The sequence below is a fragment of the Flagellimonas sp. MMG031 genome (assembly GCF_040112705.1).
Lineage (GTDB): Bacteria > Bacteroidota > Bacteroidia > Flavobacteriales > Flavobacteriaceae > Flagellimonas.
Genome location: NZ_CP157804.1, coordinates 2,250,076 through 2,274,724 on the forward strand (window position 1 = coordinate 2,250,076; position 24,649 = coordinate 2,274,724).

Sequence of the window (24,649 nt, forward strand, 5' to 3'; positions counted from 1 at the left end):
CAGGTAAAGCTATGGAAACCACAACTGTTTTGGAGCAAAAGGATAAAACCAAGAAATCAGATATCAAAAAATCCTTTCCGGTAACAGGTATGACCTGTGCTGCCTGTGCCAGTAGTATGGAGTCGATTCTTTCCCATATCGATGGTGTAAACAAGGCCACCGTAAATTTTGCCAGCAATTCCGTGTGGGTAGATTATGATGCAAGTGTTTCCGAAGAAAAACTGCAAAACGTGCTGCGTGAAGTGGGCTATGATATCATTATTGATGTCGAAGACCCAGCCGAAGCGCAACAAGAACTTCAGCGGCAACATTACCGAGACATAAAAAACCGTACCATTTGGTCGGCAATTTTAACGTTGCCCATTTTCGTTCTTGGGATGTTCTTTATGGAATGGATACCTGGAAAATGGATTTCGTTGGTCTTGACCATACCGGTGCTTTTTTGGTTCGGGCGTAGCTTTTTTATCAATGCCTTTAAGCAAGCAAAGTACGCCAAGGCCAATATGGATACTTTGGTCGCGCTCAGTACGGGGATTGCCTTTGTGTTCAGTGTTTTCAATACGCTCTTTCCCGAATTTTGGTTGAGCCGTGGTATAGAACCTCACGTCTATTACGAAGCGGCCACGGTCATTATTACGTTCATTTCCCTTGGGAAATTGTTGGAGGAAAAAGCAAAGTCGAACACTTCTTCGGCCATTAAAAAACTGATGGGATTACAGCCCAAAACGTTAAAGATTGTTGAGGACGGTGAAGAAATGGAGATTCCGATTTCCGAAGTCCAAGTTGGGCAGACCATCTTGGTACGGCCTGGTGAGAAAATTCCTGTGGATGGTGAAGTTTCAAAAGGCAACTCGTATGTTGATGAAAGTATGATTACAGGTGAACCTGTTCCCGTAGAAAAATCAGATGGTGGAAAAGTATTTGCGGGTACGGTAAACCAAAAAGGAAGTTTTCAATTTACCGCTGAAAAAGTAGGCGGCGAAACCTTGCTGTCCCAAATCATTAAAATGGTTCAGGAAGCCCAGGGAAGCAAGGCACCCGTTCAAAAACTGGTCGATAAAATAGCGGGAATATTTGTTCCTATCGTTTTGGGGATATCTATCATTACGTTTATTGTTTGGATGTCGGTAGGAGACGATAATGCATTTTCGCAGGCCTTATTGACCTCTGTAGCAGTATTGGTTATCGCTTGTCCCTGTGCATTGGGATTGGCTACACCTACGGCTATAATGGTGGGGATTGGCAAAGGTGCCGAGAACAATATCCTAATAAAAGATGCCGAAAGTTTAGAACTAGGACACAAAGTGAACGCAGTCATTCTTGATAAAACGGGTACCATTACCAAAGGAAAACCATTAGTGACGGATATTCATTGGTCTGAGAATAATAAAGACACGAAAAAATACAAACAAATTCTTTTAGCAATTGAAGCACAATCAGAACACCCTTTGGCGGAAGCGGTGGTCAACCACTTAAAAGATGAAAATATTGAAAAAGCTGAAATTGCTTCTTTTGAAAGTATTACAGGAAAAGGCGTTCAAGCTGAAATAAAGGACGGTTCACAATACTATGTTGGAAACCATAAACTAATGCTTGAGAATAATATTCAAATCGACGCTTCCTTGATGCAAACAGCAGAGAGTCTTGAAGAGCAAGCAAAGACGGTCATATTTTTTGGTAATGAAAAACAAATGCTCGCGATACTCGCCATTGCGGATAAGATTAAGGAAACTTCAAAAAAGGCCATAGCAACACTTCAAGAAAGAGACATCGAGGTCTTTATGCTTACTGGAGATAATAATAAAACCGCATCGGCTGTCGCAAAACAAGTAGGAATAACAAATTATCAAGGAGAAGTAATGCCCTCGGACAAAGCAGCTTTTGTAGAAAAACTGCAAGCTGATGGAAAGATCGTAGCTATGGTTGGCGATGGCATCAACGATTCACACGCCTTGGCGCAAGCCAATGTGAGCATTGCCATGGGTAAAGGTTCTGACATCGCTATGGACATGGCAAAGATGACCTTGATTACCTCAGATTTGCAATCCATTCCCAAAGCGTTGGAACTTTCAAAAAGAACCGTTTTGGGAATCCGTCAGAACCTGTTTTGGGCATTCATATATAATATCATTGGAATACCGATTGCGGCGGGCGTTTTGTATCCCATAAATGGGTTCTTATTAGACCCAATGATTGCGGGAGCAGCAATGGCATTCAGTAGCGTATCTGTGGTTGCAAATAGCTTAAGACTTAAACGAGCAAAACTTTAATAATTAATTATAAATTCAAATACGATGAAAACTTTAAAATTTAAAACAAATATCAATTGTGGTGGTTGTGTCTCTAAAGTAACCCCATTTTTAAACAAACAAGAAGGCGTTGAAAGTTGGGAAGTGGATACCGCTAATCCTGATAAAATCTTGACTATAGAAAGTCATGGTGCTTCGGAAGAAGATGTAAAAGCTACTTTGCAGAAAATAGGGTTTAGCGCGGAAAGTGTTGATGTTCGTTAATCACCAAACGCCTATAATAAATTTATATCCAATCTAAAAGATATCGTTCTGTCAGTACTGACTTAAGTCAAATGAAAAGAAAATGAAGGTAGCGGAAAAAAGCAAATTCTATAAAACGAAGTTATTGTGGCACCGAATACGCCATGGATTATTTTTATTCACCCTTAGGAATGCTCTGACCCGGATAGGATTGGACATCGCACCCTACTATTGGTATAGGGAAATAAAAAATGGAGCCGAAAAACCTGAGATTCGAGATAGCTTCAAAGACTATGAATTATGTTATATAGGTTTGGACGAGATTGGGATAATGAATAACATCATGGGGCTTACAACCAAGGAATTAGAGCAGAATTTAAGTATGGGGCAGATATGTATCGGTCTCAAGCGAGGGAAAGAGATTGCCGCCCTATTATTCGTTGATTTGCAGGATTTTGTGTTTAAAGGCCGCTCCTTCAAAATAAAAGATAAGGAAGGTTACCTTTTGAATGTTTACACGTTTCAGGCGTATAGAGGTAAGAACTTGGCTACCTACTTACGTTATCATTGCTTTGAACTTCTTGAAAACTATAGCGTAGAAGAACTTTACAGTATTGTCTCCTACTTCAATACGTCATCAATAAAAGTCAATGAAAAATTGAATGCCCAAAAGTTGAAACTCTATTTGTACATAGGATTGTTAAAAAGATACCATTGGAATTTTCTGTTGAAGGACTATTCCAAATAATCAAACCGGATAATTTATTATATGGTGGTCATTCTTGGAAAAACTAAAATCAGATGATATTCCCTTATCCGCTACATCAACTATGATTTATACGATTATATTCGGATTGATGCTTGTCCTTGCCGTTTATTTTGTTTCAAAAATAGGAAGCAAAAAAGTAAAACCGTTCCCAAAATATTGGCATCCGTTACTGATGGAAAATGTGCTCTTCTACCGCAACCTTCCCAAAGCAAAACAGGTAGTTTTTCAACAACGAATGATGCAATTTTTAAGTGAAGTCTATATTGATGGGGTACAACTGGAATTGCAAGAGCTCGACAAGATTTTAATTGCGGCGAGTCCTGTAATTCCCGTTTTTGGTTTTGACGAATGGCACTATACCAATTTAAGCGGAATCCTATTGTATCCTGATAACTTCAATGAGGATATGCAATTTAGCAGCAAAGATAAATCGCGTAATATCGGCGGAATTGTGGGGAATGGACGTTTTGAAAAGCAAATGATTTTATCGAAAAAAGCATTGCATCACGGGTTCAAAAACACAACCGACAAAAGCAATACTGGCATACACGAGTTTGTGCATCTTATTGATAAATTGGACGATTTCACGGATGGAATTCCGGAAAGGTTGTTGGAGCATCAATATACCATCCCGTGGTTAAAGTTGATCCATGCGGAAATGGAAGTTATCAATGCCAATAAATCCGATATAAGAAACTATGGCGGTACCAACGAAGCGGAGTTTTTTGCCGTAGCTGCCGAGTACTTTTTTGAACGTCCCGATTTATTTAAGAGAAAACATCCAGAACTCTACAAAATGCTGGTAGAATGCTTTAGGCAGGAACCAGGAGTTTTAGAAAAGTAACGTTTCAAGAAACCGATTTTTTAGTTTTGGGTAGTAAAGCACCACAACGTAATTCCTTATTTAGGTGTTGGTATTACTAGAAGAACCTTACGAACCATTTTTAATGTTATACCTGATGGATGTTAAAAGATTGAAGCATACATTTTTTCGACATTTTCAATTTCCTCTTGGGATAATTCCTCGAATTCTTTTGCCTTTTTAGTTTTTGACAGCTTTCCCTTGTTTTGATTGAGAAGCTTGATTAATAGATCTACTTTGTTATCGGGCAAATTAACCAACGCATTGATTTGATGGGTCATTTGGTCATATTTTTCCAGAAAATCCAACTCTTCGGGTATTATCTTTTCAATGGTCTCTTCGACACATTCATAAAGAAACTCTGTCTGCAATGTGGCGTCAAAATAGCGATAGAGGTCAATGGTGTCGTTCAAGATTTCAACGTTGTGGTCAAGGGTCGGCTTCCATTCGATTAGATTAAGTCTGGGCGATGAGAAGTGCTCCAGAATATCTTGATACTCTCCTATCCGATTCAGTATAGCTGCCGAAATCGGAAAGATCATATCCCTCTGGGTATAGCCCATGCGAACCAAAATATGATGTATGATATATCGATGTATCCTGCCGTTTCCGTCTGAAAGAGGGTGGATGAACACAAAACCAAAAGCGATACTGGCTGCCGCCAAAACTGGGTTATAGCCACTGTTTTTCAAGAGGTTGTTAGTGTCAATCAATCCACGTAGCAATGATTCCAAATCTTTTGCCTTGGCCGAGATATGATCAGGCATTGGAAGTAAGCTTTCGCGGTCATGTTCACCAATAAATCCTTCGCCTTTGCGAATTCCCATGTGCTTCAATTTCTTGGTGCCTATTACAATATCCTGAAGTCGCTCAATCTCTTCAATCGTCAATGGTTTTTTACCTGCCTGGCCAATGGCCTTGCCCCAATTTCTGGCCCTCATGTTCGGAGGATATTCCCCCTCGATGGCAAAGGATGCTTTTGAATCTTTCAGCAAAAGGAATGCGGCCGTCCTACGTATCAAGTCCTTATTTCTTCCCATTAATCCTTTTTCCATGATTTCAGGAAATTTTGTTGCGGCGTAAGACTCTAATTTTTTGGTCTTGCGTATCATGGGACAGAATTCTCTGGTACCCGGTAGATTATTCTTTACGCGATGCCTGGTACTATTTTCAACCGGTCCTACATATTGATGCTTGGGGTTTACAACTTCAACATAATTACCGGTTTTTAAATCGGGGATATCCAGTTTTTTACCAAAGAGCCATTCATATAGGAACCAAATCCTTCTGGAATATTGACCAGTGGGCTCGTTCTGCACCATGCTCATTACCGGCGCATCACCCACTGCCAGAAAAAACTCTTTTAAAATGAGCAAATCAATACCTTCGTACTTCAGTGCAAAAGTGAGATGGCCACTTGCATTATCCTCGGGGATATACCGTTTTGCAAATACCTGCCATTGTGGGGTATTGTACCGCTGTTGTTTCTCTGTTACAATGGCAAGTAGCTCTGGTAAAGGTAATCGTCTATTTCTTGTATCCTCGATAAATTGTAGAAGCCAACCATACCCAACCAAAATTCCTTCCTCTGGCAAGACCCTATCGTGAAAAGTGCTTATTTTTCGTGCAAATTGATTACTCATAGTTACATTTCATGAAATATAAGTACAAATATAATATGAAAAATGGTTACTTTTCATGAAAAACAGTTATTTATGGGTAAGAGACATGAAAATAAGTTTCTCTTTGCTTAAAAGGAGTTTGACAGATACCTTATTTTAATATGTACTCAACCACTGTTGAATTTTAACAAATCATCTACATCAAGATTTCCAGAGCAGACGTAATTCGCCGCGACACAATCGAGATCTTTCCGTTCCAGATTTATCAACCTCCTCGGAGCCGCACCTGAACACGTGGAGGCGTAAAAGTGCGCTCCCTGCATTTATCTTGTCAAATTACGCAATTTAATCTTCCATTTCTTGTTTTAATCTCATTGATAGTTTCTTAATCGACTGGAAGGGTTAAAAAGGTTAGGGATAAAAATTTTATCTTTATAAAGGCGTCTAAACATTTCGAAATGAAAATCTACACTAAAGTCTTTTTAGTTTTATTGGTGCTATTAATTTACTCTTGTAATAATGACGACAATGGTGTTTCTGAAGCAGATAGGGCAGAAGCCTTGCTTGGTCAATGGGAGTATGAGGCCATTGGTTCCAACATCGCAGTCGATATTAATGGGGATGGCACAGTGAATGATGACTTTTATAATACAAACGAAATTCGGCAGTGCCTAAAGGACAATTTGACGTTTTTCAATGATAGGGGACCTGGGGAAAAGGATGTTTTCACCATCAATGAAAATGGACTTTCTTGCGGTGATGTTCCGGCATTTCAAAACGTGGAAAGTGATACCTATGAATTAATAAATAACGAGATTATCCGATTTGATACCCGTAGCGATTGGACGATCATAGAATTTACCCAAAACCGACTAGTTGTTGAAGAAGAGGACTTTTTAGATGACCGCAATGTGATTGTTACCTATGTATTTAGACGTAGTTAACAGCCTCAAAAAGGAATCTTTAAACGAAGAGATATTTGTCTTATACCCTTATTACTTTACCAAAAGCCACTTCACTCCACTGTCCATTGGTATCCCTGACCCTGACCTCAAAGTCTTGGTCTAAATAACGTAGTCTGCTTTCTCTGGCCTCCTCCTCTAACAAAAAGTATCGGTCCACACCATTCCCCACAGCCTCATTATAGTTGAATACCCGGGTATCCCATCGATTATCCCTTCTGTTGTAAATCCTGATCTCTACTCGGTCCAAGGTGGCACCCCCATAGGCCTCGGAACATCCGATATCATAACAAGTGTATATCCTTACCTGATAATCGCATCCATTCAAACCGCCACAACTGACATTGTACTTTTCTCCTTTTACAAAAGCTACAGGCCTTCTCAAGGTATCCACAAATGTGCTTCCGGTTTGCGTTTCCCCCGTTGAGTTCTCCACCTCAAAATCAATGGTGAACGTATCCTGACTGTCGGGATAGAATGTGAGATTGGTGCTCCCATAGTTCAATGGAACGGTTTCGCCCTCATCATATCTTGATCCTGAAAGAAGAAAATAACCCGCTCGATTACCCTCAAAGGAAAAGGTCATCGTATAGGAAACCGTATTATCATGGGTGCCTATGGCATTGGTGATGACAGTTATATTGAATGCCTCTCCCTCAAGGCGTTCACCAGGAGCCTGACTTATGGTTAAATCGAATGGCTCAACATATCGCTCATAATCAATATCCACACTTTCGTTTTTGGTGACATTGGAAGAAGATATGGTGTTGAATACTATGTTGTGCAAACCCTCCGAAAGGCCGGTGTAGTTACCCGAAAATGAACCAACGGGCACTGGGAATGCCTCTCCTGGGCCATAAGAGTTTCCGTCAAATTCAAAAGTACTATTAGCATTGCCGGTAGAATAGTACATGGTATACGTATCTCCCCCCAGGCCGATTTCAGTAATATTAAAGTTAATGGGTATGGCCTCTCCAATAAATGCGCCAGGCCCCGTAGCATTTACAGTGAGAACATAGTCTTTCGGGCTGACATTGACCGTAATGGGAACAGGTTTTTCCAGCCCTGTCTCATTTTTGGCATAAAAAGTTATAGTAACCGTTCCCTCGCTGATGCCCTCCAAACTCCAATTGAAATTCCCCTTGGGAACATCGTAACTATTGCCTGGGCTTACGGCGTTTCCATTGGTATCCTTCAACAATGCATTGCCGTTCATTGCAAACCGCATGGTATAGTCCGAAGACCCTACGCTTTCTGAAATATTGAAGTTTACCGAGGTCACCTCCCCAACAGAAATATCCGATTTTTGGATGCCGCCAGTGAAAGAAAAATCAACTTGTTGATATGCTATGGTTATAGGTTCCGTCGCATGGGTTACGCCTGATCCCGACTCGACACTAAAGACCAAATTATGCTCACCAGGCTCAAAACCGGTATAAAATATGTTGTTTATGTCTGCGGTCAAGTTAAATTTCTCCCCAGGTCCATAAGAATTTCCGTTAATACTTACCCCACCACTTTTTCCAGAGGTAAAAAATGCCTCATAGGTGTCATTGGTGCCTTCAGGTTCTTCATCGATATTCACAATAGCAGAAACGGGAATATTGGTAAATTCAGATGTTTTTGATGGGGTGAAAGTCGCCTCGAATTCATTTTGCTTGATTTCCAGATCGATGATAACCGGTTCAGAGGATTGTCCAAAATTATCCGTTACCACAAAGGAAACTCTATGGGTATCAGCCGTCTCTGGGATATAGAACAGTGAAAAATTACCGAAAGCGACTGGATAATCCGTTGAATTTATGAGTTCTGTACCGTTCACGTTGCGTACAATACCATTTCCCTCCAGAATTTCATAGGAGATGCTGTATTCTATATTGTTCGTGTTTCCATTGGATTTTATATTGAAGTTGAATTGGGTCCTTTCATTGATGAACACCGAATTACTTTCCGAGTTGCCGGAGAATGTGAACGGAATATTGGCGACCTCGATTTCGACGCTGTCCCGTTTTTGCTGACCATTACTGTCCCGTACGTCAAAATATATTTTACGCTTTCCCAGATTCGTACTCGTAAATGAAAAATTATAAGTGTCAGGGTCAATGGCCCTAAATTGCCCCGGTTCCATAACCCCGCCGTTCTGGTCCCTTACGGTTCCACCACCCTCACTTGAACTGGAAAAGGAATGGGTTATCTCATAGGTCACATTCGAATTTTCATCCTGTGTTGCAAGGTCTATGGCAATGGCCAGATTCGTATCGAGCTCCACCTGTGAAGAGGAAGCCGTTGTATTGAGTGTAAAACCAAGATTTAATACAGTCAATAATAGTTCTTGGGTCAAGGTAGCGCCATCAGGGGCTTTGGCAGTAACGATCAGTTTATGTTCACCCAAATTCTCGGGTAGGTAGGATAGTTCGGAAATGCCTTTTGGCAGGAAAAATGGATTCCCCGCATCAAAGACCTTATCGCCCAAATATAATTTGCCCGAGCCGTTCTCGATTTGATACGTTATTTCAAAATTCCCTATTGCACTTGGACTTTCAGTTTCCTTATCACGAATAAGTGTAAGATTGACCGGGTTTTTTGAATTGATGATAAATTCATTAAGTCCCTTGTTGAGCAAGAAACTGAAACTGGCATATTTGGCACGATGAAACAGCTCCAATCTCTTCTCTCGCATGTTGGAATCCCATGCTAAAAAATTGATCTTATGCATACCGGTATCAATAGCCACGTAATTATAGGCCCAATTTTTATCGGTTATGCGCAATGTGTCGTTCTCACGTATCGTATCCCCCTCCATGTTTAAAAAATAGCCTTTTGCATTGGCTGCCGAGTATTTTAGAAAATAATCTACTGTAGAGATTTCCTTTTCCGGAACCAGGGAAAATGAGGTTCTCGTACGTTCGAATACAAAGCTTTCCTCGGGATGTTCCACCGAGAAGCTGAAATCGAAATCTTCCAAAATGACATCCTCAAAATCCTTGCTACAGGCAATAACTAGGATAGAAATGAGGGTCAAAACCCCTATTGTCACTTTTGTAGTAGTTTTTAACTTTTTCATTTTCGACTGGTTTTAAAACAGAAAATAACGAAGGCCGATACCTGCATAGGGATAGAAATTGCCCACATCGCTATTTACATGATAATACTCGTTGGCCTTGACCAAGAGGGAAAAATCATTGCTCAGGGTAAGCTCGCCCTCAAGCCCTACATAGGCTCCGTAGATAAACTGGCTCTTGGCATCGATGACCGCACCCGTTTCCAAGAGGCTATTGCCATTGTTGATGACCTCGTAACCGATAATGGCACCACCCCCGATATTGAGCGCATAACGTTTAAAGTTTCTTTGTTCCAGAATTTTAAAGAAATAGCCAGGTTGTACCGTGAATATGTTGTAGGGAATCGTGAACGTACCTCGGTCTTCCGCTATGGCGGCGAATACGCTCAACTGGGCATACCGATTTCGATTCAAGTGGTAATTATAGGTTGCCATAATGCCAAAACCGTCTTCGGCATATCCGCTGCTGACCCCGATTGATGAAGCATAATTGCCTTCCTGGGAATGAATTGAACTGCAAGCTATTATTGCGGTTATGAATAATAAATTTTTCATGTTCAAAAGTGTATTGGGTTGTTGATTATTTCATGCCCGATTTTCAGGGACAGGTTTCGGTTGCCCGATTCTTCGTCCAATTCCACGACCACCTCTTTTTTTTCGTCCAATGCGAATTTTTTAAAGACCACCACGAAATGGTTCTCGCTCTTTCCGGCCACCGTTTTGGGCTGTTTGTAGGTAAAAAGGGGCTTTAGTTCCATTCGCTGGTTGCTGCTACTGTTCCTGTAATTTGTGGCGATTTGGTGCTTGATGAAATTGATGTCCAGATCAAGCCCTTCCTTATTCTCGATCCGAAACTGAAAATAGAGTTCGTCCTCGTTGTAATAGACCCCCTTGAGCCAAAGAAAAACATTATCCAACCGTGCAAAATAGCGACTGATTCTGGCCCTGTCAAACTGCATATAATAGCACCGAAGACGATAGTATTCCATTGGATCTTTTTCGTAAAGCTCTTTGGTTGCCCTGTCTATGGAATTGTCGGAAGTTTTTGCAGGTTTAGCCGTTGATATGGCTACCGCCTCATTCTCTTTGTTTTCTGATGTAGTACCCTCAGAAGCGTTATTGTTATTTTGCACATTTCTTGTTGTTCCATCAATATTGGTAATGGCCATTTCGGGCTTGATGTACCAAGTGAACTGTTTTGGTCGCTCGGTCAGTTCAAGAATGAAATCATAGACTTGGCCCGATTCTGTAATTACGGTATGGTTCGTAAAGTTTTTTTCCTCCGTGGCAAGTTCATCGTAATATAGCTTTAAGATCCTTCCATGAAATTTACTTCCCTCAGCTTTTGGCAGGTCTGCTATAAACCCAAAATCGTTCCCGATAATACTTTCAGAAATATTTTCAGGAAATATCAAAATGGTCTTGTAGTTTCTAGCCACTTCCAAAGTGTCGCTATAACGCTGTGCGGCACATGCCGAAGCGAAAATAAATGTTGATATGAGTAGTATTTTCTTAGCCATTCATTTAGGTTTTGGGCACCAAAAAAACACGGTCTCCATTGACCAATAAGATTTTATCCTGTTGTTTGTATTTTTTCTTCTGGAAAAAGTTGCCGAAGGAGCGGACAAGGTTTCGACCGAGTGGTGTTTCAGAAACTTCTCCTGCCGCTTCGGAAAGTTCATTGACTCCTTGTTGTCGGATCTCTGCGTTAAATTCATTCAGCAGTTCACCTGCCCTTTCGTTGTGTAATCCGACCATTCCATCTTCTTGGTCGATAGCCGTTAGCGGTATCTTTACGTTGTCGATATTGGTTACTTCCAACAGAACCCGAGATCCTTGCAAGTTCGATTTGGCATACACAAAGGTGTTCTTGGGGAATCGCTTGTTATTATAGTGCACATCTTCCCTTAAAATAAGCACTACACGATTACCGGGCAGTATGAACTGATCGCGATATATTGACGCATCAAATTTTATTGATTCCACGGTAACTGTAGATGGTGATTCCATATAAGGTGCGGAATAGTCCTGACTTCGCGAGAGACGTTCGTCACGAGCTTCCATCAGTAACTTCCTGTATTCCAGTTTTTCTTTGGCTACGCTCTTTTTTGTAACATATTCGGGGGTTGTAGTGTTTTGGTCGAGGGTGTTTTCATCATCGATATCTTGCGAAGCCGTTTCGTCCAATGAAAAATTGTTCAGTTCTTCCAAGAGGCGTTCCAGTGAATCGTTTTCTTTTTTTGAGTGGAGAATGCTTTTGAAAAGTCCATTATTCTTCTGGGCGTCCAAAGAATCTTGTTGAGCATTTTTATAGATATCGTTTGGTTCCTCGACCTTAAGTTCCTTCTTTTGGTCCGGCAGGAAATTGTTGTAACCATCCTTATCCAAATCGTTTTTCCCATGGTTCCGCACAGAACTTATACTGGTCGTGATAAAAAATACCGTAAGCAACACGATTATGGGTGCAGAAATAGCGAACAGCTTATGCTGCCGTATCCAATGGTTAAACTTTTCAATCATACTGTTCATAGGTTGGTGGTTACAGATCCGTATTGTTCAAAACATCGAACCTGAGGATCTTTAAACCGTTCAAATTGTTCGGTGTCGATTTGGTCTCCTCGATAAACCCCGTTGTGATCAAGGTTCGATATTCCGCATTCCCATCTTTTAAGATTCGTTGTTTTCCGACAAACCGAAATGGAAAGGGATAGCGTGAGTAATCCACTAAAATCGAATCCTTTTCCACTTCGATGGAATAGCCACTTTTGGCTATATCCTCATAATAACTTTGATCGATCAACCTATTGTACAATCGCTGTACCGAATGATCGCCCATATAAAGCGCCCTGCCTTCAATATTTCTTTTGATATGGCGCAAATCAGGTTCCAAGGCAAAGAAGAGTTCATGGAAATTTGCAATATGGCCTTCGCATAAAATATCTACCGCCCGCTTGTAGTCCTTGATTCTGACTACGGCCAATTTCTGGCCTTTATCGAGCAGATAGAAACTGTTCCTGGCACTCTCGTTCGTTCTGTAGGTATAGTAGATATTGAGGATGGTCGAGACGAACGTAAGAATTAAAGATACATATAGTACCTTGTTGCTATTGCTACGAATCCTACTTAAATCGTTGAAAATCCTGTATTTACCGTCCATCTGTTCTTCTGTGTTCGTTTAAATTCTTCTTTGATCGTTGAAAGGATTATTGTATCAAAGTTCTTACGCCTTTTGTAGCTCCGCCCGTCTTTGCATCGACCGCTGTCTGTGCGGCTTTTTTGGCATAATGTTTTGTCCTGTCTTTTAGTTGGCTTGCGCTTACGTTCATGCCCTGCACAATAAAGTTGGACAAGACCGGTGCCTTGAGGTATACGAATACGTTCATTAACATCAATAGGGCACTTGTCAGCACCAGGCCCAAATTGGCTTCTCCGTCGTATAGCAAAGTTTGTATAAGATTATCGAGAATCTTGAGCATAAAATTGTCGATCAGATATAGCATGGGTATCCATAGGCATACGCTCATAAACTTCTGTAGCCAAGCTTTCCACATCCCCGAAAAGACAGGAATGAATGACAGCCCGATATTCAACGGGCCAAATATGATCAGGACGAAAAGGTAGATTACCGACATGGCTTTGATGCCGACAAATACAACGGCCGATATGAACGAGGCAATCGACGTGGCCGTAGAGGTAACAAATCCCAAGGCGATGGATGCAAGTCCTTCCGAATCCAAAGCCAATAAGCTCCATGTGCCGTCCTCGGACTCAAGGGCCTCCATCTGTGCTATAAAAATCTTCGTTTGAAGTACGTCCCACGAAATATCGTTGGCTTTAAAAGTTGTTCCGACCGTTTGATAAAACTCGTATATGGTCAGGATAACCACTTCGTAGTTCAAAAGCAATATGGCCAAAGGCACCCATTTGAGGTAAGCAAGAATGTTCGCTCTTTTTTCTTCGTTCAGAAACACGCCCAGTGCGATAAGCCCGATACCGATATAGGCGAATTGTTGCCCGATACCTATAATGGGATCGACCACCTCAAAAGCGTCAATAATATATTGGTCAAAAAGCTCGTTGACCGTTTCCCGAATTCCTTTGTCCGTAATCTGCATGGTTTCTTTTTATTCTTTGTTCATATTTATCAGTGTGCTTCTGGACTTTCTGAAGGCATTGGTCCGTGAAAGTTTGTTGTTATAGACTATCAGGTTATCGAGAATACTTTCCAGTTCACTGTTGATTCCGTTCACTTTCTTTAGGCGTTCCTCGGGTAGGATTATCGCCTTGGTCTTCAGGATATCGTTGCATTGTTTAAAAAGGTTTTTGGTTTCAAGGATAGCGTTCGCGGCAAAGCCAAAAAACTCCTGCCTTTCTTTTCGATTCAAGTGTTCCAATTGTTGTACGGTCTGTTTGGAAGTGCGATACGCCTCCAAAATCTTGGTTTTTAAGTCGATGGTCCTGCTAACGTCCGTCGATTTGGTCACATAGGCCGGTGCCTGTTTCTTGGCCTCCAGCTCTTCTTTAAGGATCTTTCTCGATTTTAAGGTTTCATTGTTGTTTTTCTCCATCAGGTTAATAAGGCGGGAAAGATTTTTGTTGACGGCCTTTAGCTGTATGTTGATATTCATCAGTTGACTGTTTACCATTCCAACGCTGGCGTTGGTCGCGGCATCGGTAACCGGAATTTGGGAAATGATCGCCAATGGAAAAAGCAAACCCATTAATACAAATGTTCTTTTCATAGTCTTAGTTTTATGGAGCATTTTCAAAGGCGTAGGCCTTTGCGGTCAACTCCCAATTTTTATGATTCTTTTTATACAGTTCCAAAATTTTACCGCTCTCGGTCGGATTGGTTTCGTAAATGCATTTCTCTTCCAAAGAGGTTTCCAAGCCGTAGACCTTTACCTTGTCCATCCAACAGAACGCGGCCTCACGGAACTTTCTGTCCTTCGGTAAATCCTTATTGATGGAAAGAATAAGCTGTTTTTGTTTCTCGTTTAAACCCATAACGGTCTGTATCTTATCGAAGGATTGGGCAAAGTCCCGCATGTCCAGGAAGACCTTGATGTGCGAGTTGACCACAATGGCATTTTTGATGATTTCGGAGGAGATAAAGTCACTTACTTTTTGGGAAATAAAAATAGGCTGGCCTCCCAGTTTTCGCGCCATTCTTGATTGGCTGTTGAAATAGTGTACCAGTTCGGGCCTTACCAAGGCCTTCCATGCCTCGTCTACGGCCAATATTTTATTTATGGACAGTTTGGCGAGGTCATGCATCTTCTTGTTAAAGATCTCCATTATCATCAGCGCAGTGATGGGAAACAGCAGCTCGTTATCGATCAGTTTGCCCAATTTGAAGTACACCACTTTTTCATCGCTTAGTCTGGTAATCCTATCGTCCTGTTTGTTCAAGAGTTCGCCTCTCGGCCCGCCTGTGTAATACTTTTCCAGCAGGAAGAGGAACACATTGGCATCGAATTTTTCCTTCGGAATTTCTTTGGTTCCAATAAATGCTATTATATGATTCCTGCAATACTCATAGAAAGTGTCAAACCTGAAATTTGTATTACCGCTTTGCCACATTAACTCGTAATAACCCGTAACCAAAAGTTCGATAACGGTATTTGCGACTTCCAAACCTGTGACATCCTTACTGTTACCCGTAATCAATTTGAGAAGCGTTACAAGGTGCAGCAGTTTGCTTTCGGCCAAAGTCTTGCTCCGAGTGCGGTTCTCGACAACATCGTGATTGTCCAGAAGAAAAGGATTGAAGGTAAATGGCCGGTCATCATCATGCTGCAGGATTATGCCACCAAATACCTCGGTAAGTTTATCGTAGGAATTGCCGTCCTCGATGATAACGGCCTCCCCGCCTTGCCTCAGTTCGGAAGCGATGTAATGGTTGACATAATAGGATTTGCCGCCGCCCGACCCGGAGGCGACCAACATCCCCCGATTGAATATCCAACCTTTTTCTTCAGGTATTCGATACAAGCTGGCAGTAAGCGGCCGGCCGGAGATTCTATCCACCGTACGCAGCCCATCAACGGCTTTCGACGAATCTTTATAGCCGCCTTCAAAATAGAGTAGGGAGGAGGCCATATCGCTCGGCATGGGTAGGTATAGCTCGAACGGGATGCCAATAGCATTACCAGGGACACCGGCAAAAAACAGATTCTTCCTATCTATACTGTTCCTCTTTGCATTGATCTTCAATTTTTTAAAGGCGGAAGAAATGGAGTTTTCCATTTGCCCTTGCCTGCTCCGGTCGTCCTCGAACCCGAATACATTGAGATGGTAAAAGACCGTTTCCTTGTGGTTTTCAAGGATATCTTTGGTATAGTCGAATATTTGATCCGCGTATATCGCGTTACTGTCATCTTTCTTTCCGGTACTGAAGCGCTGGAAGCTTTTCGCTTTTTTCCGTAGGCTGGAAAGTGCTTTTTCCTGATCCGGTATGTGGATATATTGATTGATGATATGTTCATGGGGCACCTTGAAACCCAAAGAAAACAGATTGCCGATAGGGAAACGATTATGACGGGTAGTGAACTTTCCATATAGCTCATGGGTGCCTACATGCTCTTTGGTGAACTGATCCAAATTTTCCAGCGTGAAAAATTGCCCCTTCTTACTGCCAATATTTATGGAGTTGTTGGCGAAATCCACATCGGTTAGATTGGCGTTTTCTTCACAAATGCCAAAATATTTGGGGTATAGCCCATCCGGGGAAAACAAATCGTCATAATCCAATAGTTCGGACTTTATCAGACCGCTCGAATTAATCAAATTGTCGACATTCTCCACTTGATTTTCGAACTCCTTCAATATTCCGCTATCGATGAATTCTTCGGGAACGGTATGCGACAAATAGAATTCCCGCCTTTTGCCCAAGAACGAGTTCGCCCGTTTGGAACCATAGGTAATGTAATTTTTGGGAACAACGCTGATATATAGATAATGGCTGCCGACCAAATAAGGGCGGTCCTCAAAATGTTTTTCGTTGGCGCGTTCCAACATATCGCCTCGTAGCCTTTGGGAATTCGGAGTATAATTTTCCTGAAGAAAGAAATCCTGCCGGTGTAGGAGCCTATTCGGGCCCAAGACATTGATGATGTTGGAAAACAGCTCTTGAAGCATTCCATATTCCAGAGCATCCAATGTATATACTTCGGGTAATTCAAGTTTTAGGGGAACGGTCAAACAACCCTTCTCTTTGGATATCAATGCCCTTCTCTCATAACCGTAAATAGGGAACGCGTCCCAAAGTGCTACTTGTTTTTCCATAGCAATAGGTTTTCGTATGTATTGGATATTTTTATGGAATCGGGTTTGGCGGCATCTGCCATTTTTTTGACAAACCCATTGGCGCCGTAGGTTCGTGAGTAGAACAGAAGGACGAGGAATATGATGGCGATTGCGATGACGATCGCTAACATGGCCAATACCATCGGAATAAAAGTGGATAGGACCAGTCCCAGTATAATCGCTGCCAGGCCAAGATAAAGGCAGTACATAATGTACTTTGCCTTGAGGCCTCGATATAGGACATCCTTTTGCAGCCCTTTCCTGATCGGGATAAAATTATTCTCCATGACGTAAGGAAATTTAGATGTTGGCAATTTCCTCGCCAATGGCGATCATGGCAAAAAAGATGGCTATCCCAATAATGGCCTTTCCAAGTTTATCCGCAAGATCCGTCTGTTGGTTACGGATATAGATATAGGCCAAGGCCATAATACCAAGTGCCGTGCCCGCTATAATCTTGATAATATCTATGATTTCACGGGAAAGGCTTTTGGAGTCGTTCTTGAAATCTTGCGCCTCTTGCAGGAGTTGGTCAAACTGGCCGTAGAAACATATGGGAATGCAGACCAGAAGTAGGAATAGGATAATGGGATCAGGTTTCGGAATCCGGCCCATTGTTCTCGGCCGTATCCTCATTGCGGATAACTTTGAGTTTTTCATGCTTTTTGCGAGTTAAGGAATTTGCATCATCTTCCAATGAACCCTCTTTAAAAGCTTCCAGAAGTTCCGAGGTGTTTTCCACTTCGGTCATCTGGTCGAGTACAGCTTCCAAATCAGTTTGTTCATTATCTGACTTATATGCAAATATATTATTTAAATGCAAAAAAGCAATATTTTTTGAATCTTTTTTCTTTGACGTTTTTTTCTTCTTGAACAGCACCCACAGAACATACCCGTAATAGATTAGGGCCAAACCTATCAATATGTACCAGTAGCTGCTCAAAGTTTTCTATTTTTGTTCTATTATGTTTATCAGTTTTCTATACTTTTTATCTATAAAATCTTCCAAAACCTTTCTTATCAAGTCATTGCGATGGGTTTTTATGTCCAATTTATAGGATGCCCCCTGTGCCAATTTTTCATATTTTCCCATGCAGTCCTTACTTAAGGAAAGCACGAAGGATTCCTTTCTATCGCGAAAGTTTTCCGTGCGTAGGAACAATTTAAATTGTCGAACCGGGTACTCGTCGGTCATTGAAGAATTTTTGGATGTCATCCCTTTATGATTCTCAATGACTGCGGTTTCTTTCGTATTCCTAACGGTTTTAGGCTCAAAATGTTGTTTGGACCCACTCGGCGTTTCCTCAATCGAACGCTCACTTTTCAAGGTCTTCAGCACATTCACGGTTTCTTTGTTCTGTTCCGCCATTTTTTGGATCAGACCTAGTGTATTTACTTTTTTTCCTCTTTTCATAGTATTGCGCTATTTTGTTAGTTGGCTTACTTCCTCAAAGAAATGTTTGATATCTTTTTCGCCCCTTTCTTTATGCTCAGGTATGGGGTACAGTGTATTCCGATATCTTTCCTTGTAGATGGTCTTGTCCTTGACTACACTGGTCATCATGGGAATACCCGCCTCTTTAAATTGCTGGCGCAGCACCGCAAACTTGTTTCTTTTAACCAGCTTGTACTTGTTGAAAAAAAGATGGATGCTCTTTAATACACGCTCTTCATTATCAAGGAAATTATTTTTCAACGTGAAATAAAAGTGTGAAGTGCTGTCTATTTCCAGTTCGTCATGGTCAAAGGGCACAAAAACATGTTCCACATACATTAGCCCTTTGACCATCTCTACATTCAAACTGCCAGGAAGGTCGAGAATTATATAATCCACTTGGCCATAGTACTTCAGGATGGCATCCTGTAGATTCTGAACGGTTACTGGTTCAATAGGATAAAGTTCCAAACCTGCCCTTTCTTCGGCATCCAACATTTCCATTTCCCGATTCCGTTTTTTGTAGATGGAGTATTGAGGATTATCGGCATCCAAAAGCACAATTTTTTGCTGCTTTGCATAGAAAAGATTTGAAGCTAGAATAATGTTCAATGTCGTTTTTCCGATACCACCTTTTTCGCCTACCACACTAATAATCTTTGTATCCATAATCCGTTATTTAGTTCTTTCAATAATTAGTTAAATGATGAAATAATCAAGGCATTGTTTAATGACCTAAATCCCTAATTAATTATATAATTATTGAGAAATATATAATTATAATTTGTTAATAACTAGATGTTTATGAAAAATAATTTGGGCTAAAACCATATGAGGCCAAATGAATCTAAATGGATCCACAACGTGGTTTCATTTGGCTTAAGGACGAATCTATTTTTATGATATTTCGATGATTTTCTTGAAATGTATAAAGGTCCAATAATGCAAATAGGACCGATTTTTTAAATAATGATCTTGAAAAAATAGGATGGCTGTATCTAGAGCATTTTTGGGTTCAAACACAGTATGACCGATGGGTAAAATCAAAAGAATGTGTAGCCCTTGTTCCTGTGGAAGCCAAGAAATGCCTATCGGCCTCCTTGGCATCCTCGGAACCGCTCAAAAGCCCATGGGACAAAAAAGTCCCATGCACTTTTTTTGCCCAGGCACGGTATTTAAGTTTGCTGTATCGTTTATTATCATTTGAGATGGTGCATATCATAAAATGAATCCGTTATGGGGGCAATAGGTTGTCTTGACAACCCTACTTAAGATGGTAAAAACAATCGTTCGCTGTTATCCAAGATGTTATAATGTCCATAATTAATTTGATGGTACATTTATACCTTAAATATCCCATTTACTTTCGGTAATAATTTCGTATATTGAAATTCAGAGAATTTCGCAAGTTATGTTTTAAGTATCTTAAAACTACTACTTCTAACGAAGTGAAAAATGCGGTTATACCGTTAAACCAGAGAAATGGCACGTAAAACAGGCAGAAAACCTTTAGGCAATAAAAAGCGGATACATGGCATAGTGCTCCGCTTTAATGATTCGGAACTGCAAATGGTCAAGGAGACCATGGGAACCTACAACCTCGATTTTACCAAAAGGGGAGTAGTGGCCCCTTTTTTAAGGCGGCTGATACTTGATAAACAACAGGCCGAGGACACCAAAAAACTGCCCGGACCTTCGGCAAACCTCATTTATCAAATCAATAGGATCGGCACCAATATAAACCAGCTTACAGCAACTGCACATGCCAAAAATTTGAGAAGCCCATCCGCAAAGTTGGATGCTGAAATCGAAAAAACGAATACCTTATTGATGCAAATTTTGGAACTGTTAAGTGAAAAATTACCATAAATGATCGGTCGTATTCTATATCGCGAGACCGTACATGGGGTATTGAACTATGTTTTTGGAAAGAACGGAAGTACCATTTTGGGCTTTCAGAACACGATATCGGAATTTGGCACCACCCCTAAATTTTTCGCGAATACATTACATTTTCAGGGCCAACGCCATGATTCGGCCAGTCGATATGCCCATATTACCCTCAACCTGCCCCATGGGGAGCATCTTGACGACAAAACGTTCTATAAGGTTGCCAAGGATTATATGGATGAAATGGGATACGGGGAACAGCCCTACGTCGTGGTACGCCATAGCGATACCATCCATGAGCATGTACACCTTGTATCTACCACCGTGAACGAATCCGGTACGCTCATCAATTTGCGCAACGATTACCATAGAAATGTAGCCACCCAAAGGTTTTTGGAGAAAAAATACGGTCTCTCTCCTTCGCCGGGCACAAAGGTTCAAAGGGACCTTCCGAAGTACCGTTTGCCCGAACTACAGCTTTCTGTCGATGAAAATAACGGGACTAAATTCTATATGCAGGATGTAATCAACGGCCTGTTGCAGAAATATAAAGTTCGGGGTTTTGAAGAGCTGGCGCGATTGGCAAAACCTTACCATATCGTCGTAAGGACGATGACCCATGCCAGCGGAAGGGTAGGGGTGGCCTACGGCATCGACAACCAAAAACAATACAATACCCAGTTCATAAACGGCTATGTCGTCCATCCTGAACTGAGTGGGCCAAAACTAAGGACCATCTTTGAAAAATACAGCAAATCAAAGCTTTTACCCATGCACAAAAAACGTTTGGAAAAGCAACTGCTGACCACATTTAAACTCTTCAATAATATTAAGACCGAGGATTTGCCCGATGTCCTGAAATCTTATCAGAACATCGATTGTCAGCTACTATATGGAAGGAATAGGCAATTGGCGGACTTTATTATATATGATAAGTCGGGATATACTTTTAAGGCATCCGAGATAAGCCTGCAACACGATTGGCCCAATAATTCCCGATTGAGTGGAGACCAGTCCTCCGAGACCCACATTGATATTGGGAGTAATCAGTTTAGCCTTGAAATCAAAAAACTGATAAAGAACGCTTTCTACAAATCGTATCTGGGCACAAATAAAAGCAAGGAGCTATTGTCGGAATTTGTTGTAAACAGAAATCTTAAGGACTTGCTGCCACTTATAGCACGTACTGAGCACTATTCTTTTTTGAACCACTATCTAGGTGCAAATAACGGAAAAATGTTGCCCAAGACCCTTAAAAATAGGTTTGATGACATTCGAGCCGAATTCGCGAAGACCGAATCGAAAAGGGAAATCAAAAAACTGGAAATAAGGACGGGGTTGATTAAAAAGGTGCTGGAAAAATCGGTTTTTGACATAACCAACGATACGAACATCGCATTTTATCTACTACGGGGGTTAGGTCTAAAATATCATCACGGCAACGTTACCTTTTTGAATTCTGGCACACATTCCATTCCCCTTACATTGCAAGGAATAATTCCCTCCAATTCCGATGAAGCCTATATTTCCACCGGGTCCATCAACCAAAATGAAAAGGTGTTGGAAATGCTAACAGCGGACGATAGCACAAAAGCCATGGATTTAAATCCAACATCATTTTTCCTGCCGATATTGATGCCGGAATTATATGGGAGCATGACCAAAACGTTTCGAACGGGTTACGAGAAAAAGAGTTTAAAGGCCTTTCATAAGGCAATGGAAGGATTCAATATCCTATTTGAAAAATCCCCAACCGATTATATAAGGCTTTTCAATGCCAGAGGTTTCTTTTTTGAAGCACGGGGAGATAAAATCCATGTAGCATCCATCTATTCCAAATATCCGGTCAGTGTTCCATTACGTAAAAACACTAATGAATATCTCAGTTCCCTGAAAAATTTGGATGATGTACTGAAAGAACAACGCACGGCCATGGATAGTATAAAAAAGCAGGGACGAGGGCAGCTTAAAAACCTATGGGTCTCTTATTTAATGGAAAAGCAGTGGTACGGAAAGGTTGCCTACATAATGGTCTATGAAGGTATTCAACCCAATTTACATCCTGAAACGATGGAGTACCATATGGAAAACGGCTTACGGGAAAAATTGATCGAGATGTCAAACCGAAAAGTTAGTGCCGAACAGGCCTCATTGCTACGAAAAAGTGTTTATGCATTCAGTTCACTTCTAGGTGGCGATTATAAAGAAGAAGACGTCTTTAACGGGTTTAAGGACGAGTTTACTGACTACTCGAAATATAAATCTTTATTTATCTAGGAAAAGACACCTTATCGGGATTTGGTTTTGGCGAAACACTTTTTCAGACAACAGGCTGGTACCTATAAGTACCACCATCCACCAAAGCTACGACCCGCGACGTGGTCGACTCGGTAATCTGCGAAACACTGTCGGCATAGAATAGTCTTACGATAACTTTTGGGTTGTTGAAATAGGGTGGTTCCCCTCTCAAGGGCTGCCCTTCGTCAATTCCGGCTATGAACATGACCTGGCCTATGGATTGCCATGATTTCGCCTTGATGAAGAACCCATATTTCAATTCAGCTTCGTAGTATTGTTCGTAAATATTTAAAAGACCATCAGAATTCATACCCTGCTTATTTTAAGCTCCTTGTATCACGGAGAATTTTATTAATAAAGTGTTTCAAAAAACATGGCTAGTGTCGTTAATTTAGAAGTTGAAGCCAATGTCATGATTTTGGGGACGCAATAAAAATTGATTATTTGCGCCTCTTATTTTCAACTAAATATCCCAAATTCTTTAATTATCCCTAAGAGCTTGACTTTTCGAAAAGCCAGTTGGAGTTAACCAAAACTCCATCACTCCATGCCGAGATTTTTATATTTTTTATCGAGGATTTTCTAGTCCGTTTTAATCTCACATCATAGACATTTGCTCTTTCGTCGTTTAGTTCTCGTATTGAGTGCCATATCTTTTGGACTACGAGTTTTTCTCCCAGCTCTATTTTTGATCTAGGGTCCTTTGAAATTACTGTTAGAATATCCCCAGGTCTTGCATTGAACCATAGTCTGGCCTGTTTCAAATTTTCCTCAACTTTGGCTTTTTCCTTACTTTTACGCCAATTTGGGTAAAGAAGTCCTGAACTTGATAAGGATTTATATTCCGAATTGGTCAATCCATTTCTACACCAATCGGCGAACTCAAGTAATTCTTCCATGGTAAACTTTTTTGCGGGACGCTTCATTTTATTGGTTTGAAATATAAAGTCATTGAAATATTGAATTGGTACACGAGTTTAAATTTCCCATCGTAACCTGGTTACTTATATCCAATACGTTTTCTGGGCCCGGTCTCTTTGACGATAAGCTTTTTGATCGCGTCAAAGACCACTTTGAACTGCTGGTCGTATTTCCGTTCCATAGCCAGTATTTGTTTCTCCAGCTCCTTGTTCGATTGAAAAAGCTTTCTGAGTTGGACAAAGGTTCTCATTATAGCGATATTGACATCAAGTGCCTTTTGGCTTCTAAGTACACTGGAAAGCATAGCCACCCCTTGTTCGGTAAAGGCCATGGGAACGGCCCCACCTAAAATACTTCTGTTGGGTATCACATTCTGTGATACCAGTTCATCTATCTCAGGGACGCTGAGCTCGAACATGAAATCCTCCGGAAACCTGTCGAGGTTCCGTTTGACCTGCTGTTTTAACGATCTTGTTTCCACTTCGTATAATCTTGCCAAATAAAAATCCAAGATTACCTTGTGCCCCCTTAAATAATGGATTGTTTCGGCAATGGTTTCTGATACGATCTTTGTCATATTTGGTCGGTTTTGGGGTATCACAAATTGTGATACCCCTCTTTAAATTTTCTTCTTGAAGGTCATTAAGGCATCCACTATAGAGGACTCCAATTCCTTATATTCCTCCTGTACATCCGTTTGGTACACCACGTTCTCGCCGATATTGTGCTTTTCGATAAACTCGTTATCGTACGAAAAGATCCACATCATATTATAGCCCAACGTATAATAATATAGTGCCAGCTTTATAGTGGTAAGGGAAATGGTTCCCCTTTCGACGTTCGCGATGGTCATGGGATTCATATCAAAACGCTCCGCAAGTTTTTTCATTGAGAATTGACTCGTAATTTGATTGTCGGTGTCCTTCTTGACCAGTTCTTCGCGTATCATACGCAAACGCTCCCCGATGTAAGCAAAGTCCTTCTTTGACCCTTTCATGATTTTTTCTATATCTTCCATACTATTTAGTT

25 protein-coding genes are annotated in these 24,649 nt (G+C 41.0%); 7 read left to right on the top strand and 18 right to left on the bottom strand.

Annotated features, from left to right (window positions below):
• The first annotated feature begins 11 nt into the window (after positions 1-11).
• The 4 genes from ABNE31_RS10085 (at position 12) to ABNE31_RS10100 (ending at position 4,105) form a co-directional block, all read left to right on the top strand.
• Positions 12-2,270 carry a heavy metal translocating P-type ATPase gene (locus ABNE31_RS10085; protein WP_116183706.1) on the top strand — a complete coding sequence of 753 codons (2,259 nt, stop codon included), beginning with the start codon at positions 12-14 and terminating at the stop codon, positions 2,268-2,270.
• A 24-nt stretch (positions 2,271-2,294) separates the two neighbouring features.
• Positions 2,295-2,513 (top strand): heavy-metal-associated domain-containing protein, encoded by a 219-nt coding sequence (locus ABNE31_RS10090; protein ID WP_067037721.1) that lies wholly within the window; start codon positions 2,295-2,297, stop codon positions 2,511-2,513.
• Positions 2,514-2,595: 82 nt separating this feature from the next.
• Positions 2,596-3,240 (top strand): GNAT family N-acetyltransferase, encoded by a 645-nt coding sequence (locus tag ABNE31_RS10095; protein ID WP_116183705.1) that lies wholly within the window; start codon positions 2,596-2,598, stop codon positions 3,238-3,240.
• Between the two features lie 82 nt (positions 3,241-3,322).
• On the top strand, positions 3,323-4,105 hold the full coding sequence (locus ABNE31_RS10100; RefSeq protein WP_349351063.1) for a M90 family metallopeptidase: 783 nt from the start codon (positions 3,323-3,325) through the stop codon (positions 4,103-4,105).
• Positions 4,106-4,227: 122 nt separating this feature from the next.
• On the opposite strand, the gene ABNE31_RS10105 is transcribed toward ABNE31_RS10100, so the two are convergent.
• Positions 4,228-5,766, bottom strand: coding sequence for a Fic family protein (locus ABNE31_RS10105; protein WP_067037726.1), 1,539 nt, complete (start codon positions 5,764-5,766; stop codon positions 4,228-4,230).
• 437 nt (positions 5,767-6,203) lie between these two features.
• On the opposite strand from ABNE31_RS10105, the gene ABNE31_RS10110 reads away from it, so the two are divergent.
• Positions 6,204-6,689, top strand: a complete 486-nt coding sequence (locus ABNE31_RS10110) for a hypothetical protein (protein WP_067037728.1) — start codon at positions 6,204-6,206, stop codon at positions 6,687-6,689.
• 40 nt (positions 6,690-6,729) lie between these two features.
• On the opposite strand, the gene ABNE31_RS10115 is transcribed toward ABNE31_RS10110, so the two are convergent.
• The 13 genes from ABNE31_RS10115 to ABNE31_RS10175 all read right to left on the bottom strand — a co-directional run bounded on the left by ABNE31_RS10115 (position 6,730) and on the right by ABNE31_RS10175 (position 19,180).
• Positions 6,730-9,771 (bottom strand): TraQ conjugal transfer family protein, encoded by a 3,042-nt coding sequence (locus tag ABNE31_RS10115; protein WP_067037730.1) that lies wholly within the window; start codon positions 9,769-9,771, stop codon positions 6,730-6,732.
• Positions 9,772-9,783: 12 nt separating this feature from the next.
• A complete protein-coding gene (locus ABNE31_RS10120; protein WP_067037733.1) occupies positions 9,784-10,323 on the bottom strand; it encodes a conjugal transfer protein TraO in 540 nt (179 codons plus the stop codon).
• Positions 10,324-10,325: 2 nt separating this feature from the next.
• Entirely contained in the window at positions 10,326-11,288 is a 963-nt protein-coding gene (locus tag ABNE31_RS10125; RefSeq protein ID WP_067037734.1) for a DUF4138 domain-containing protein, read from the bottom strand.
• Positions 11,289-11,292: 4 nt separating this feature from the next.
• Complete coding sequence (gene traM, locus ABNE31_RS10130) at positions 11,293-12,297, bottom strand: conjugative transposon protein TraM (protein ID WP_067037736.1); 1,005 nt, start codon at positions 12,295-12,297, stop codon at positions 11,293-11,295.
• A 10-nt stretch (positions 12,298-12,307) separates the two neighbouring features.
• Positions 12,308-12,925 carry a hypothetical protein gene (locus ABNE31_RS10135; RefSeq protein WP_067037738.1) on the bottom strand — a complete coding sequence of 206 codons (618 nt, stop codon included), beginning with the start codon at positions 12,923-12,925 and terminating at the stop codon, positions 12,308-12,310.
• Positions 12,926-12,971: 46 nt separating this feature from the next.
• Complete coding sequence (locus ABNE31_RS10140) at positions 12,972-13,883, bottom strand: hypothetical protein (RefSeq protein ID WP_116183704.1); 912 nt, start codon at positions 13,881-13,883, stop codon at positions 12,972-12,974.
• A 9-nt stretch (positions 13,884-13,892) separates the two neighbouring features.
• Positions 13,893-14,510: a hypothetical protein gene (locus ABNE31_RS10145; protein WP_116183703.1), complete on the bottom strand. Its 618-nt coding sequence runs from the start codon at positions 14,508-14,510 to the stop codon at positions 13,893-13,895.
• Positions 14,511-14,520: 10 nt separating this feature from the next.
• The gene (locus ABNE31_RS10150; RefSeq protein WP_116183702.1) at positions 14,521-17,055 is read right to left on the bottom strand and encodes a TraG family conjugative transposon ATPase; all 2,535 of its coding nucleotides are present in this window, start codon (positions 17,053-17,055) and stop codon (positions 14,521-14,523) included.
• Positions 17,040-17,363, bottom strand: a complete 324-nt coding sequence (locus ABNE31_RS10155; RefSeq protein WP_116183701.1) for a DUF4133 domain-containing protein — start codon at positions 17,361-17,363, stop codon at positions 17,040-17,042. The genes ABNE31_RS10150 and ABNE31_RS10155 overlap by 16 nt, the downstream gene beginning before the upstream one ends.
• Before the next feature lie 13 nt (positions 17,364-17,376).
• Positions 17,377-17,736 carry a hypothetical protein gene (locus ABNE31_RS10160; RefSeq protein ID WP_166247889.1) on the bottom strand — a complete coding sequence of 120 codons (360 nt, stop codon included), beginning with the start codon at positions 17,734-17,736 and terminating at the stop codon, positions 17,377-17,379.
• A complete protein-coding gene (locus tag ABNE31_RS10165) occupies positions 17,669-17,848 on the bottom strand; it encodes a hypothetical protein (RefSeq protein WP_293283834.1) in 180 nt (59 codons plus the stop codon). Before ABNE31_RS10165 ends, ABNE31_RS10160 begins: the two co-directional genes overlap by 68 nt.
• A 177-nt stretch (positions 17,849-18,025) precedes the next feature.
• Positions 18,026-18,490, bottom strand: coding sequence for a hypothetical protein (locus tag ABNE31_RS10170; RefSeq protein ID WP_067030415.1), 465 nt, complete (start codon positions 18,488-18,490; stop codon positions 18,026-18,028).
• Positions 18,491-18,499: 9 nt separating this feature from the next.
• On the bottom strand, positions 18,500-19,180 hold the full coding sequence (locus ABNE31_RS10175) for a ParA family protein (RefSeq protein WP_067030418.1): 681 nt from the start codon (positions 19,178-19,180) through the stop codon (positions 18,500-18,502).
• 813 nt (positions 19,181-19,993) lie between these two features.
• Here ABNE31_RS10175 and ABNE31_RS10180 point away from each other — a divergent pair.
• Together ABNE31_RS10180 and ABNE31_RS10185 are read left to right on the top strand one after the other, a co-directional pair.
• Positions 19,994-20,380 carry a plasmid mobilization relaxosome protein MobC gene (locus tag ABNE31_RS10180; protein ID WP_116183697.1) on the top strand — a complete coding sequence of 129 codons (387 nt, stop codon included), beginning with the start codon at positions 19,994-19,996 and terminating at the stop codon, positions 20,378-20,380.
• A complete protein-coding gene (locus tag ABNE31_RS10185) occupies positions 20,381-22,678 on the top strand; it encodes a relaxase/mobilization nuclease domain-containing protein (protein ID WP_067030351.1) in 2,298 nt (765 codons plus the stop codon).
• A gap of 43 nt (positions 22,679-22,721) precedes the next feature.
• Here the strand turns inward: ABNE31_RS10185 and ABNE31_RS10190 are convergent, their stop codons facing one another.
• The 4 genes from ABNE31_RS10190 to ABNE31_RS10205 form a co-directional block, all read right to left on the bottom strand.
• The gene (locus tag ABNE31_RS10190; RefSeq protein ID WP_067030354.1) at positions 22,722-23,009 is read right to left on the bottom strand and encodes a hypothetical protein; all 288 of its coding nucleotides are present in this window, start codon (positions 23,007-23,009) and stop codon (positions 22,722-22,724) included.
• Between the two features lie 181 nt (positions 23,010-23,190).
• Positions 23,191-23,598 carry a hypothetical protein gene (locus ABNE31_RS10195; RefSeq protein ID WP_141673212.1) on the bottom strand — a complete coding sequence of 136 codons (408 nt, stop codon included), beginning with the start codon at positions 23,596-23,598 and terminating at the stop codon, positions 23,191-23,193.
• A gap of 101 nt (positions 23,599-23,699) precedes the next feature.
• Positions 23,700-24,197: an ORF6N domain-containing protein gene (locus tag ABNE31_RS10200; RefSeq protein ID WP_067030360.1), complete on the bottom strand. Its 498-nt coding sequence runs from the start codon at positions 24,195-24,197 to the stop codon at positions 23,700-23,702.
• A 42-nt stretch (positions 24,198-24,239) separates the two neighbouring features.
• The gene (locus ABNE31_RS10205; RefSeq protein ID WP_067030363.1) at positions 24,240-24,638 is read right to left on the bottom strand and encodes a hypothetical protein; all 399 of its coding nucleotides are present in this window, start codon (positions 24,636-24,638) and stop codon (positions 24,240-24,242) included.
• Positions 24,639-24,649 lie beyond the last annotated feature (11 nt).